The organism is Nostoc punctiforme PCC 73102, assembly GCF_000020025.1.
GTDB classification, from domain to species: Bacteria; Cyanobacteriota; Cyanobacteriia; order Cyanobacteriales; family Nostocaceae; genus Nostoc; species Nostoc punctiforme.
Genome location: NC_010628.1, coordinates 3,896,117 through 3,910,740 on the forward strand (window position 1 = coordinate 3,896,117; position 14,624 = coordinate 3,910,740).

General features: G+C 39.8%; 10 protein-coding genes. 8 read left to right on the forward strand and 2 right to left on the reverse strand.

The features are described 5' to 3' along the window. Positions 1-102: 102 nt before the first annotated feature. Entirely contained in the window at positions 103-795 is a 693-nt protein-coding gene (locus NPUN_RS15960) for a DevA family ABC transporter ATP-binding protein (protein ID WP_041565449.1), read from the reverse strand. A gap of 146 nt (positions 796-941) precedes the next feature. Beyond that, positions 942-2,270, reverse strand: coding sequence for a calcium-binding protein (locus NPUN_RS15965; protein ID WP_012409593.1), 1,329 nt, complete (start codon positions 2,268-2,270; stop codon positions 942-944). Positions 2,271-3,284: 1,014 nt separating this feature from the next. On the opposite strand from NPUN_RS15965, the gene NPUN_RS15970 reads away from it, so the two are divergent. From NPUN_RS15970 to NPUN_RS37680, 8 genes are all read left to right on the forward strand, one after another. After that, the gene (locus NPUN_RS15970) at positions 3,285-5,069 is read left to right on the forward strand and encodes an AprA-related methyltransferase (protein ID WP_012409594.1); all 1,785 of its coding nucleotides are present in this window, start codon (positions 3,285-3,287) and stop codon (positions 5,067-5,069) included. A gap of 99 nt (positions 5,070-5,168) precedes the next feature. Continuing rightward, a complete protein-coding gene (locus NPUN_RS15975; RefSeq protein ID WP_012409595.1) occupies positions 5,169-10,016 on the forward strand; it encodes a type I polyketide synthase in 4,848 nt (1,615 codons plus the stop codon). Between the two features lie 20 nt (positions 10,017-10,036). Next, entirely contained in the window at positions 10,037-10,288 is a 252-nt protein-coding gene (locus NPUN_RS15980; RefSeq protein ID WP_012409596.1) for a hypothetical protein, read from the forward strand. A 222-nt stretch (positions 10,289-10,510) separates the two neighbouring features. Next, positions 10,511-11,278, forward strand: coding sequence for a thioesterase II family protein (locus NPUN_RS15985; protein WP_012409597.1), 768 nt, complete (start codon positions 10,511-10,513; stop codon positions 11,276-11,278). 15 nt (positions 11,279-11,293) lie between these two features. After that, entirely contained in the window at positions 11,294-11,524 is a 231-nt protein-coding gene (locus NPUN_RS15990; protein ID WP_012409598.1) for an acyl carrier protein, read from the forward strand. 50 nt (positions 11,525-11,574) lie between these two features. After that, positions 11,575-12,510 (forward strand): thiamine pyrophosphate-dependent dehydrogenase E1 component subunit alpha, encoded by a 936-nt coding sequence (locus NPUN_RS15995; RefSeq protein WP_012409599.1) that lies wholly within the window; start codon positions 11,575-11,577, stop codon positions 12,508-12,510. After that, positions 12,495-13,526 (forward strand): alpha-ketoacid dehydrogenase subunit beta, encoded by a 1,032-nt coding sequence (locus tag NPUN_RS16000; RefSeq protein WP_012409600.1) that lies wholly within the window; start codon positions 12,495-12,497, stop codon positions 13,524-13,526. Before NPUN_RS15995 ends, NPUN_RS16000 begins: the two co-directional genes overlap by 16 nt. Continuing rightward, positions 13,519-14,622 (forward strand): 2-oxo acid dehydrogenase subunit E2, encoded by a 1,104-nt coding sequence (locus NPUN_RS37680; RefSeq protein WP_012409601.1) that lies wholly within the window; start codon positions 13,519-13,521, stop codon positions 14,620-14,622. The genes NPUN_RS16000 and NPUN_RS37680 overlap by 8 nt, the downstream gene beginning before the upstream one ends. Positions 14,623-14,624: the final 2 nt, after the last annotated feature.

The following is a 14,624-nucleotide window of genomic DNA, read 5'->3' on the forward strand; positions in this document are numbered from 1 at the left end:
GGCAGTAATGGCTCTATGAATTCCCACTCTTTGTCGCTTCAGCTACTGGAATATGGCATTTATTTTTTATCTTAGCTCGTCGTCAAATATCCCAAATGGATTCTATACAAATTTAGATGTGCTTACCCTGCCATCTTCCATTTCTATGATGCGATCAGCTATGTCTAAAATGCGGTTATCATGTGTGACTAACAAGATAGTAGTTCCCCGATTTTTAGCTAGGCTCTGCATTATTTTTACGATATCGCGTCCTGATTGTTTATCTAATGCAGCCGTTGGTTCGTCTGCTAGCACTAAGGGAGGACAATTTACTAAGGCGCGGGCGATCGCAATTCTTTGTTTTTGACCACCAGAAAGATTGTCTGGATAATAATTAATTCTTTCTTCTAAACCAACAGCTTGCAACATCATTTCTGATTTAGCTACTGCTTCTATTTGAGAAATACAATCGTTTAATTCTAATGCCATTTGTACGTTTTGCTTGGCAGTCAAAAACCCCAACAAATTGTGAGATTGAAAAATATAACCAATGTTACGCCGCATCTGCACCAGTTTATTCTGACTAACACCAGACAATTCTTCACCTAAAAATTTCAAACTTCCTTCTTGTACAGACCGTAAACCACCAATTAAGCTCAGTAACGTTGTTTTTCCTGAACCTGATGGCCCAGTCATAATTACAATTTCACCAGAATAAACTTTTAGGTTGATATCAAATAAAATTTGTTTTCTCAGTGCATTTTTCCCATAGTAATGATTCAGACTTTGAATTATAATTACAGCTTCTTGTCTCATCATAAATTTGACAATATTTAGTATAAATCATATATCAATAGAACATATGGGTTAATGTTCTATTGATACATCTGAATGATTCTTTGGAGTTTAAGTTAACACCAACAGATAATACAGTACCTGATTAGTGTAAAAAGATAGATCAACTATGCGATGAAATCTGTTGCTGTCAAACTACTAGCTTGAATACGATCAACAACTGCTAAAGGTGGTTCACTGCTACCAGCGATCGCAATTAAAACGTTACCACCAGTTTGGATTAAAGACAGTTGTCCGAAGCTAATTTGATCGGGTAACTTAATGTGATCTACTCCTTTCTGGAAGTCAAAGATTTGGTCAAATCTAGCACCTCTACCTAAGATAAAAGTATCGTGTCCAGATCCTCCACTAAGCAGGTTGAAACCTAAACCACCATCGAGTAAATCATTACCTTCATCGCCGTTGAGAACATCGTTATCTGCACCTGCAAATAGTTGGTCATTGCCAAGACCACCATTGAGTAGGTCATCACCGGCATCTCCAACAATAGTATCGTTATCCCAACCACCATTCAGGAAATCACCCCCAACACCACCATTTACATAATCGTTACCGAGATCACCATTAATAAAGTCACCGCCTTCGTCGCCAAATAAGCGATCGCTACCTGTTCCACCGTTGATCACATCATTGCTCAGTCCGCCTTGGATAATATCGTTACCAAAACCTCCGTTGAGAAAATCGCTACCATCTGTACCAACGGTTTGCGGGTTTGCAACGCCAACGCTAGGAATGTCTTGTGAAAGTGGTGATTCGTGTTGAGAGTACAGTTCGGCATTGCTAACTTGCACAAAATTAGCTGATGTGAACTGATTGGGACTAACAAAAGCTACAAGCGCCAATAACTCACCTGTTGCAGCTACAGAAATCAAGGAGCTAGGACCAACCGCCTCTATCTTGATCTGATTGAATGATAAACCACCAGCCAAGGCAATGAAGTCATCGGTGGGGTTAAAGTCAACAAAAGAGTCTACCCCCTCACCTGCTTTAGCTACAAAGCGATCGCGCCCTTCTGCACCAAAAAGCACATCGTTACCAGCACCACCATAGAGCAGATCGTCGTCAGCAGCACCAAATAGACCATCATTACCCGATCCACCCAACAGGATATCGTCACCGCCACCTCCACCTACAAGGTCATTACCACTACCCCCAGATACGAAATCGTCTTCATCGTTAGGTAAACGTAAAAAGAAATCATTACCGGCTCCGCCAAAGAGAACATCTTGACCTAAAGAACCAACAATAAAATCATTACCCAGTCCACCGACTATTAGATCATTGCCATTACTACCATTAAGTAGGTCATTACTCGCCGTACCTACAAGTACTGAACTTGGGATGTGCAATCCTGTGACTTGATAATAAATATTTAGCAAACTATTTTGACCACCAAGGATGTTGGAATCAAAAAGATGAGGCAATGGTCTTGACATATTTTTGGTTATGTATTTCTGAGAGTTTTATAAACTATGAAAAAGCAGCAATAGTCCTTACAGCTAAAACTCAACAAGTTATGAAAAACTCAGTTGGTAAGCTTTAGCTGGACTGTATATGGAAAATATCTGGTCAAATTTCGCAACTGATATAGTTACACGAATCTCAGAAAAGTTTTTGCATGAAGTGCAACGTTTTTAAGATTCTTCTCAGAATCATATAAATAAATATATTTATAAAAAATTAAAATTTGTTTATCAACAGGTTAATCTTAATTGAATAATTGTTGATTTATTTGCATAGATGAAATCTTGATAAAAAGATTAAATTTTGTTTATGTAATCATTAATTTTGAATGCTATTAAAATATAGAGCTTAAAATAAAAACATGATTAATTTTTCTTATATAGAGGTAAAAATATAAAATTCCTCTATCGTTATGTGTGTATAATTTTTACGAATGGTGTAACTTGCTTGGATAAAGTGGATAAGTTCCACAGCTAACCATAAAAATTGCATTAAGAATCAACTTGATGTAGTCAGCAACAGCAATTCATTCTCAGTCTAAAAATACCTGCAAGATGTAGGTAAAAGAAGTTAGTTTATCTTCAAAAGGAATTCATGAAAACCGCTTGGGAAAAGTCATTCAAAACTAAAATGTGCTTTAAGCAAAGGTATTGAACTAAATATATTTAGGATAAGCTATAGGGTTAGACTCCTTTAATTAACCGAGCATAAGGTCTGGATTTCAGTAATCTACAAAATTGAAATTTTTGATTAGTCAAATCATATTGCTTGTTGACTTTGTTCACACGTATGTTGCTGTGCATAGTCTGAGTAATAGCATCGAAAACTGCAAGGAACTTAACCATTATGTTCTATTGCAGAAATGCTTTTGGATTTAGGTCTTTGCTAATTTAGTTAGCCATTAAATTAGTTAAAATACCTAGAACTATTGTTGGATTTAGGCAAGGTCAGTTACGCATAGTTGCTTTTAGGTGTATTAAAGACTTATGCAATTAAGAGACAAGATTTTTGGTTGTGCAGTTTATACCAGAAGCGATATCCTCGACAAATTGTTTAGACCGAAAAATATTCCTGATTTGTCAGATGGAGACAGCGAAGAAAGAAAAGAACGTCTCTCAGTTCGGCGAACAATCTTTCTACATTTGGATGGAATTGCCATAGGCCCAACTACAAATGCTCTACAGGAAAGAGGGGTCTTCTTCTTGTTTGAAGAAGGAAAAGTCGTACCCCTGAATCTAGTTCTGAAATATTTTCCGGGAAATATAGGCTATTTGAATGTTGCTTTGCGGCTAATGGTGTCGCAAGGATGGATGAAGCATCAAGAAATAGAGGGAGAAATCTTTTACACCTTGACTCGCAGAGGCAGCATAGCGTTAGGACTGTCATCAATTTATAAAGAGTTTGTTGCTTTTTTACCTATCCTGCTTAATATCAATGACTATCTTTTTGGAGATTTAACTTTGTCGTTGCAGTCTAAATTAGCTGACGGCATGAATTTCTCTTCTCTACTAGCAAGAGCTAAAAGACAGTGGGACTTGGTAGAAAGTACAGATGAAGATTATCAGTATGTGTGTTGTCAGATATTGCACCATCTCAATGGCTTATTGGTAGGCCCAACGATGGTATCTTTAGCAATGGCTAATGTCTTTGAGCAAATCGATCCCAAAACGCACACACTTGACATTGAGCAGTTAGCAGGTAATCAAAAACATTTACTTGAAGCTTTTGAAATCCTGGCCTTACAGGGCTGGGTTGTAATTCAAGGTCGTCAAGTTCAGTTCATCCGTACAGGCTTATATGCGATTTCTAGAGCCTACGCTTACGGAGTCACAGTTTCTTATTTACCAACATTTGAGAAGGTTCCTGAACTGTTATTTGGCAATCCCACTATTTTATGGAGACGAGATACTGATGGACATGAAACCCATGTGAATCGTCCAGTAAATATTTGGGGTAGCGGACTAGCTCATCAGACCTACTTCCAGAAAGTTGACGCGATTATTAGAGATATCTTTAACCGTCCGATTGACGAACAACCCAAAGGAATTGTAGATATGGGTTGTGGGGATGGTACATTCATGGAGCATATCTATCACGTCATTCAAAATCAGACTCTGAGAGGGAAATATCTCAATGATAATCCCTTGATTATGGTCTGTGCTGACTATAATCAAGCCTCTCGAGAAGCTACTTACAAAAGACTCAAGGATTTGCAGTCGCCAATAAGCGTCATCTTTGGTGATATTAACGACCCAGACGAATTAGCAAAAACAATACTCGCCAAATATGGAATACTATCTAACGAGTTTCTCCATGTCAGATCGTTTTTAGATCACAACCGTCCTTTTATCAGTCCCACAATGGGCAATATGGGCTGTGAATTGAGTTCTACAGGAGCTTTTGTTTGTAGGGGTCGAATGATTATAGCAAATGAACTCTTACAAAATTTATTAGAGCATTTACAGCGTTGGAAACCACATATTGGGCGATTTGGTTTGTTAGTCCTAGACTTACATACGATTCCGCCAGCCCTAGCAGCAGCAAATATTGGGTATACCTTAGCCACAGCTTATGATGCGACTCATGGTTATACCGATCAATATCCGATTGAATTGAATCAATTCATCGCTGCGGCAAAATTAGCTGGATTAACTCCCGATCTCCGCTACCAAGCCAAGTTTCCACCCAATGATTTGGCTACAGTTAGTCTCAATCTATTTGTGCCTATGGAAGTGGGGAGTGGTGAGTCCGATTCTGACTGGATTGTTTAAAATACGAACTCCAGAGGAGAATGGCACTAAGAAAAGCTGAAAGCTTCGCCTGGAGTGGGTGTGGGAGGTGTGGGGAGAATGAGGAGGAATTGAGAATGGGTGCGGCATCTATCGCTTGGGAGCAACACAGTACCTCCCACACCTCCCACACTCAAAAGCCTTACAAATAATGGATTCGCCGTTATCTTAGTGCCATTCCTCCAGAGGATACGAAGAGTTCATCAGGTCATACTGCAAAATCAAGTAGGTGGATTAGAGTTGTCTAATAACTTTAACGAAAAAGCGATCGCCATTATCGGGATGTCGGGACGTTTTCCCAAAGCAAACAACCTGGATGAATACTGGCAAAATCTCAAAAATGGGGTTGAATGTATTTCATTTCTGAGCGATGAGGAACTAGCGGCGGAAGGTGTAGATGCTTCTACCCTTAACGATCCCAAGTATGTCAAAGCCATTCCGATGATTGACAATGTGGAATACTTCGATGCCGGATTCTTTAGCTATTCACCTAGAGAAGCCAAACTCATTGATCCTCAACATCGTGTATTTCTAGAGTGTGCTTGGGAAGCTCTAGAAGATGCTGGGTGCGACCCTGAGAACTATGAGCATCCTATCGGTTTTTACGCAGGAGCAAGTATTAATACTTACATTCTGGATTGTATTTTAGGCGATCGCTTGCGTCCTAAACTTGATTTTGAAAGCTTCTTGGAAACCTTCGTTGGTAGTGACAAAGACTTTCTCACCAGTCGCGTATCTTACAGATTAAATTTGAGAGGGCCTAGCGTCACAGTCCAAACGGCTTGTTCCACTTCCTTAGTTGCAGTACATTTAGCTTGTCAAGGCTTGTTGAATGGCGACTGCAATATGGCTTTAGCTGGAGCAATTTCCGTCAGAGTACCTCATCGTGCTGGTTATTACTATCGTGGTGGTGGTATTGTTTCTCCTGATGGACATTGCCGCGCCTTTGATGCCGAGGCTGGGGGGACTGTTTTTGGTAGCGGTGGTGGAATTGTCGTTTTGAAGAAGTTAGCGAATGCTTTAGAAGATGGCGATCGCATTCACGCTATCATTCGGGCGACAGCAATTAACAATGATGGTGCCCTCAAAACTAGTTACACTGCACCAGGGGTAATCGGACAGAAAAACGCCATCATTGATGCTCTATCCAAAGCTGGGATTAGTCCTGAAACCATCTCATATATCGAAGCTCACGGCACCGGTACTCCCATTGGCGACCCCATCGAAATCGATGCCTTAACCCAGGCATTTCACACACAAACTCAAAAACAGGGATTTTGTGCGATCGGTTCGGTCAAGCCAAATATCGGTCATTTGGATGTAGCATCGGGTATGGCTGGACTAATCAAGCTGATTCTGGCTTTGAAACACCAGCAGATACCACCAAGTATTAACTTTAACCAACCAAATCCACACATTGACTTTGCCAGTAGTCCCTTTTACGTCAATACAAAACTCTCGCCTTGGCAAACCAATCAAATTCCCCGCCGCGCTGGAGTGACAGCCCTTGGGCTGGGAGGGACTAATGCCCATGCGATTCTTGAGGAAGCGCCAACTGGGAATGACGGCGATAAGGAAGATCAGGGTGATGGGTATTATTTACTACCTTTGTCTGCGAGAAGTTCAGAAGCCTTAAAGTGTTTAGCAAAGTCCTATCAAGACTTTCTTAGCACTCGACCAGAAAGTCTACCAGACATTTGCTACACTGCCAGCGTCCGCCGCAGTCATCATACTCATCGGCTGAGTTTGTTAGTCCGTTCCCGCGATGAACTATTGCAGTTACTAGAAACATACCTCCAGGGAGAACTACACTCACAGATTACAACGGGTATCCAAACTCCAGATCGTCAGCATCTACCGATTTTTATCTTCCCTGGACAAGGTTCTCAGTGGTTGGGTATGGGACGCAAGTTATTACAGCAAGAACCTGTATTTAAGGCTGCTATAGTTCAGTGTGATCAAGCTATCAATCAATATACAAATTGGTCATTGCTCGAACAATTGATATTTGACGAGGCTGATTCACGTTTAGCAGAAATTGATGTTATCCAACCGACTTTATTTGCCGTTGAGATAGCCTTGGCAATGCTTTGGCAATCATGGGGGATTAAACCTGCGGCTGTCGTCGGTCACAGCATGGGAGAAGTAGCAGCAGCTTATATCGCAGGTGCTTTAAACTTAGAAGATGCCGCCAAGATTATCTGTAAGCGCAGCCAAGTAATTAAACGGGTTAGCGGTCAGGGTGCAATGGCTGTAGTTGGTTTATCTTTGGAACAAGCCCAAAAGGTGATAGTTGGCTATGAAAACTGCGTATCTGTAGCCGTGAGCAATGGCCCGATATCCACTGTTTTATCAGGCGATCCCAAGGCGATAGAAACTATTCTGGCGAATTTACAAGCCAAAAATATTTTTTGCCGCTTAGTGAAAGTAGATGTCGCTTCCCACAGTCCGCAAATGGAACCTTTACAAGAGGAACTGCGGCAACTTTTACAAGGAATTCAACCTCAAGCAGCAACTATCCCCATCTATTCCACAGTCACAGGTAAATTAATTGATGGCTTGGATTTAGATACAACCTATTGGGTAAAGAATTTACGAGAGCCTGTATTGTTCTCGACGGCTATTCAAAGCTTGATAGGTGAAGGACATGAAGTTTTTCTCGAAATTAGCCCGCATCCAATTTTAACCACAGCCATTGAGCAAGGACTACAGTATAGCGATCGCCAAGGTGTTGTACTTCCTTCCCTGAAACGCAACGAAGATGAATTAGCTGTGATGCTCAATTCCCTTGGTGCGGTGTATACTGCGGGATATCCTGTAAATTGGCGCAAACTCTATCCCGACGGTGAAAACCACATTCAACTACCCACTTATCCCTGGCAACGTCAGCGATACTGGTTAGATAGAAAAATTGCCCGCAAAACACCACTTCCAGAAGAAACGAATAAATCTGCAATATCAGAAGAATGCACCGATTTGTTCTATGATCTAACTTGGCGGTTGAAACCACAACAAAATTCCACTAGTAAAAATAACCAAGATAGTTTGTGGTTGATTTTTAGCGATCGTCAAGGCTTAGGAACTGCCTTAGCATCCCAATTACAGGCGCAAGGTGCAACTTGTTACTTTGTGATACCTGGCAATAGTTACAGCGAATCTTCACAAGGACATTTCACAATCAATCCTACCGATCCCGAAGATTTGCAGCAACTAATCAAAGATGCAAAGGCAAGCAGTCAGCTACCTCTGCGGGGAATCGTGTATTTGTGGAGCCTGGATATTGCTTCTGCACAAGTCACCGAAACATCCTTGCAAGATGCCGAAAAGTTACTCTGCGGTAGCGTGCTGCACTTGATTCAAGCCTTGGTGAAAAATCCCCCGTCAGACTGGCCGCATTTATGGTTAGTCACGCAAAACACCCAACCAGTCAAATCTTCCGTCAATTCTCAGGCGCTACCCCAATCACTTTTATGGGGACTGGGAAGGGTGATAGCACTGGAACACCCAGAATTGTGGGGTGGTTTAATTGACCTTGATAAAACCACCGCAGACCAAGCAGCCATCCTGTTGGCAGAAATCCAAACAGCCGACGGAGAGGATCAAGTTGCTTGGCGTGATGGTCAAAGATATGTTGCACGTCTCGTCACCAGTACCGTGCCAAAGGCATTGAAGCCGTTAACAGAATTTAATACCGATGGCACTTACTTAATCACAGGTGGTTTAGGAGGACTAGGTTTAAAACTGGCAGCTTGGTTAGTCGCCAAAGGTGCAAGACACCTAGTTCTCACAGGTAGACAAGGATTGCCAGAGCGTTCTTTATGGAATACCTTACCGCCAGATGACAAGCACAAAAAGGCAATTACAGCCATTCAAACATTAGAAGCTCAAGGTGCAACAGTTAAAGTTGTGCAAGCGGATGTCAGCAACTTTAGCCAGATGCAAGCTGTATTTGCCAGCAATACTCACTGGCGCGGCATCATCCATGCAGCTGGGATTTCTATCCCTCAAAACTTGGCAGAGATGAGTTTAAGCACATATCAAAATGTCTTAGCAGCCAAAGTTAGCGGTACTTGGATATTGCATCAGTTGACTCAAAATCTCCAACTAGACTTTTTGATTTTGTTTTCCTCAGCCGCCGCCATCTGGGGTTCTAGCGGACTTGCGCCTTATGCGTCAGCAAACCACTTCTTGGATATTTTGGCTCATTATCGCCAAGGAAACAACTTACCAGTATTGAGTGTTAACTGGGGTAGTTGGGATGAGATAAACGTTGTTGCAGCTGAAGTCCAAAGCCTGTGGTCGCGTGTCGGGTTAAAACCGATGGCTGTCACACAAACCCTAGAAGCGTTGAAGTTATGTTTGCAATCAGGTGTAGTACAAAAAACAGTCGCAGATGTTGACTGGAGTATCTTTAAACCCACATTTGAAGTCAGACGACACAGACCGCTACTAGCAGAGTTGGGACAACCGCAGGAAAAACAAGAAAATAGCGCTGTAAGCAAGTCAGAGCTATTGTTGCAGCTAGAGAAGAGTTTAGCAGGCGATCGCCATAACTTACTCATCACTCATCTGCAAATGATAGTGAGTGAGATTTTGGATCTAGACCCAGAAAATCCTCCCGAAAACCAGCAAGGATTTTTCCAAATGGGTATGGATTCTCTCATGTCTATCCAACTAAAAAATCGGCTAGAAGCAAGTTTAAACCATCCCCTACCTTCAACCCTCGCTTTTGATTATCCCAACATCGAAATGCTAGCTAACTATCTAACACAAGAAGTACTAGCTCCAATTTTCCGTCAACATCTTGAAACAACCCAAGATATATCTACACAGCCAACATCACAAAATCAAAGCAATAGCTTAGATGAGCTTTTCTTGCAAATAGAATCGCTTTCCGAAGACGCAGTAACACAGTTATTTTTGAACTAGTTTTTCAGGAGAATAAAGCAATGTCCATCATCTACACCGTTTTAGATAACATCTCTCAAATGTCAGGAATCAAAAAAATACTAGCGATTCTCAGCACATTTTTTATTGTGTCAATTTTGATTACAGGTTTATACTTACTCTTTAGAACGTATAATGAAGTAGGCTTAATTTCCATCATGTCAATTTACTTTATTTTGATGCCTCGTGATTCTTTTCTTGAGCGAAAAGAAATGAGAAAAATGGAAAAGCGAATGAATGTAGTCAAAGTCTAAATAAAAAAATCTCATAAATCTTTCTGCATCAAACAATTTTGGATTTTAAATTGAGATGATACCTGTTTGTGCAGCGTTCCCACAGGGTATATTGGGGCTTGCTTCAGAATTTTGAGATTTTAATTTTGGAATTTTAAATCCAAAATATAAAATTATCTAAAAATTAAACACTCGCCCAAAAATTATCTTTCCAACTCCAGCTAAGTAAAAATAAGAAAAGCGATGACTGCTACCAAAGAACTTAACACCTGGATTTTTTCACCAAAACTAAATACAAAAGCTAAACTTCGCTTCTTTTGCTTTCCTTATGCTGGAGGTGGTACTTCATTATTTCGAGATTGGGTTAATGGCTTACCTTCAGATGTAGAAGTATGCCAAGTTCTGCTTCCAGGACACGATACTCGCATCAAAGAAAAGCCATTTTCCCATCTCATTACCTTAATAGAAGCAATGGTTCCAGGGTTATTACCCTACCTGGATATGCCATTTGTTTTTTATGGTCATAGCATGGGAGCATTGCTGTGTTTTGAAGCGGCTCGTCGCCTTAGCAAACAACATAATTTAGAACCCAGACATTTATTTGTTTCTGGTAGCCGCGCTCCACAAACTCCATGTTTTCTAAAACCCACACATCATTTACCAGGTAACTTATTTATCGATGAAATCAACAAGCGCTACAAAGCCATCCCCAAGGAGATTTTAAATAACCAAGAAATCATGCAGTTATTTTTGCCAGTTCTTAAAGCAGACTTTTCAATAATTGAAACTTATGAATATACTCCTGACTTACCATTAAATTGTTCCATTTCCGCCTTTGGTGGACTGCAAGACGAAATGGTAAATATAGAAGATATTGCTGCATGGCAAGACCAAACATCTGGAAGATTTACCTTGCAGATGATTGAGGGAGAGCATTTTTTCATCAATCATAAAAAACAAGAAATACTGAAAGCTATATCTGAGCAACTAGTAGAAACCTTAACAATTTAATTCTCGGAGGTAGCTTTGGAAACCCTAACAGATATTTTTTCAGATGTATTAAACATCTCACCTTTAGAAATCACAGATCAACTCAGCCCCAATACTCTCAAAAATTGGAACAGTATGGCGCACATGAAGCTAGTAATGGCTATAGAAGAAGCCTACAATATAGTTTTCACAGTTGACGATGTGAAATCTGTAAAATCCTTCGCAGACGCTCGCCAAATTCTACTTCAAAAAGGAGTCGAATCCTAACCTCTAAAATTACCTTCTGTGTGAGCTTTTTCTACACCCCAGCATCAGCCATGAAACTTGATACCCTCCCCCCAATCCGAGAAACTCGAAAACTGACTCCAATTTCAGATGATGACTTAGCAATCATACTGATGATTCGCCACTTTGAATTATCACTTTTAGAGCTATTTTCTAGTGGTAAATTAAACGGTACAACCCATACTTGCCTCGGTCAAGAATACATCCCTGTAGCACTCAAGGCAGTTTTAACTGATAGTGACTTTATCCTCAGCAATCATCGCGGACACGGCCATTACCTCGCAAGATTTGAAGATCCTGAAGGCTTGTTAGCAGAAATTATGGGTAAAGAAGGTGCAGTTTGTCATGGTGTGGGTGGAAGTCAGCACATCTACAGAAAAAATTATTTATCTACAGGAATTCAAGGCGAAAGTTTGCCTGTAGCTGCTGGGATAGCCTTGCATTTACGCCGCCAAGGTAACTTTGGGATGGCTGTAGTTCACATTGGCGATGGTACTTGGGGTGAAGGAGGAGTTTACGAAGCCTTAAACATTGCCCAATTGTGGGGTTTACCTGTTTTAGTAATTGTAGAAAATAACAAAATAGCTCAGTCTACTCCTACTCAACTGCAAATGGCAGGCACAATTGCAGGTCGTGTTCAAGGTTTTGGAATTAATTATTTAAAAGTAGACTCAATAGATATTAACGAGATTAGGACACTGATTAGCTCTCACATTCAATCTGCTAGAACTAAATCTTTGCCCTTAGTAATTGAATTTGATACTAATCGAGTCGGCCCCCATAGTAAAGGTGACGATACACGAGATATTCAAGAACTAGAAAGAATTCAAAAATGGGATTGGTATTCAGTTTATCAACAGCAATATTCCGACCAATTTGAGCGGATAGAGCTAAAAGTTAAAACTGAAATAAGTAGCTTGATTAGAGATGTTGAATCTAGAGAATTAGTACAATGGAAACTACTCTAAAAAGAACCGAGCGAGTTGTTGAGAACTTAAATCGTGCCCTACATCATATATTTGCTGTAGATCCTCAAGTTTTTTTAATTGGTGAAGATATCCTCGACCCCTATGGAGGAGCATTCAAAGTTGGTAAAGGATTATCTTCTAATTACCCAGATAGAGTTTTAACTACACCAATTAGCGAAGAAGCAATTGTGGGGATAGGTGGTGGTTTAGCTTTGTGTGGCAATAAACCTATTATCGAAATCATGTTTGGTGATTTCATTGCCTTGGGATTCGATCAGATTTTAAATTTTGCTTCCAAATCTGTATCAATGTATGGCACAAAATTAGACTTAAATATGATTGTTCGCTGTGCAGTGGGTGGTAACAGAGGATATGGCCCGACTCATAGCCAAAGTTTGCAAAAGCATTTTGTTGGTATTCCCAATTTATATTTATTTGAATTATCGCCATTGCATGATAATATTGCAGTGTTTGAAAAGTTGGTTAATTTAACTTTTCCCTGCATCTTTTTTGAAGATAAGGTACTCTATACTCAAAGAATTTATGCTGATGGATTGATTGACGATCTGTTTAGTTATGAATTTTTAGATTCTGCCAAGAATTTCGCTAGAATTTATGCCGATAGTTTTGAAGAAAATAACTGCTTGCTAATTTCACCAGGAGGATTAGTACCAAGATGTTTAGCTGCGGCGCGGGAATTATTTATTGATTGGGAAATTGAAACTCAGATTATTGTTCCCAGTCAACTATATCCTTTTGAATTAGAAACCATCATCGATTTATTAGCAGATAGCACTCATATCTTTATTGTGGAAGATAGTGTAGCTGGCGGTACATGGGGGAGTGAAGTTGCTCATCAAATCTACAGTAGGCTTTGGGGTAAGTTAAAAAATCCTGTCAAATTGATTCACTCAAAAAATAGTATTATTCCTTCTTCTGCTCATTTAGAGAAGCAGGTGATTGTGCAGAAAGAAGATATTTGCAATTCTGTCAAGGAAGCCGTATTGTATGTATGAGATAATTCTGCCAAAATTTAATAATAATGATGAGAGCTATACGTTGTTATACTGGTTGTCTGATATAGGTAAGCCAGTAAATAAAGAAGAAGCGATCGCAATATTTGAAACGTCCAAAGCAGCTTTTGATTTAGAGAGTGAAGCAGAGGGTATTTTGCATACCTTACCTGAAGCGGGTGATGAATGCAAACCTGGAGATGTCATTGGATATTTATTTGAAACTGAAGCAGAAAGACAAGATTTTCTCAATAGCTCAGGAAAGAAAGCAAAGATAACGAATGATAAATCTTTAACTATTACCAAGGTTGCTCAAGAATTAATTGATAAACATGGTATTTCTGAAGAAAATATCAGAAAATTAGGTAAGAATATTATTAAAAGACCAGATATTGAAAAGTTAATTAGCGAACAGAGTCGAGATGAAGTTACTGGTTTAGAAATATCTCGCCAACAAATGGCGATCGCCCGCGTAGTCACCCAATCGCATACACAAATTCCCAAAGCATTTTTGTTGATGAAAATCTACGGTGATGCTGCAACTCAAATGTTAAGTGACTATGGAAAAAAACATGATATTATTATCGGCTTACCAGAACTATTAATTAAAATCACAGCTACTTTACTATCAGAATTTCCGTTTTTCTTTGGTAGCTTAATTGATGACAATAGATTCATGCCTGGAGAAGTGGCTAATATCGGAGTTACCCTTGATTTAGGCAAAGGTTTATTTATTCCTGTAATTAAAAATGTCGGTGAAATATCTCTAGCAGATATCGCCAATAAATTGATGGAATTCAGATTGAAAGCTATGCGCGGTCAGTTTAATGAAGAAGAATTGAATCAGGGAAATATTTCTCTTTCTATTAATATGGATAAAGATTCTCTAGTAACAATTCCGATCATTCTACCTTCTCAAAGTTGTATGTTATCTCTTGGAGGAATCCAAGAAGAACTTTATTTAGGCTCTGAACAAAATGTCAAGAATCGTAGCTATATAAATTTAGGACTTGCTTACGACCACAGAGTTATTAATGGTCGAGAAGCTGCTCAATTTTTAACTAAAATTAAGACTAAAGTTGAACAACCAAGTATATAAGT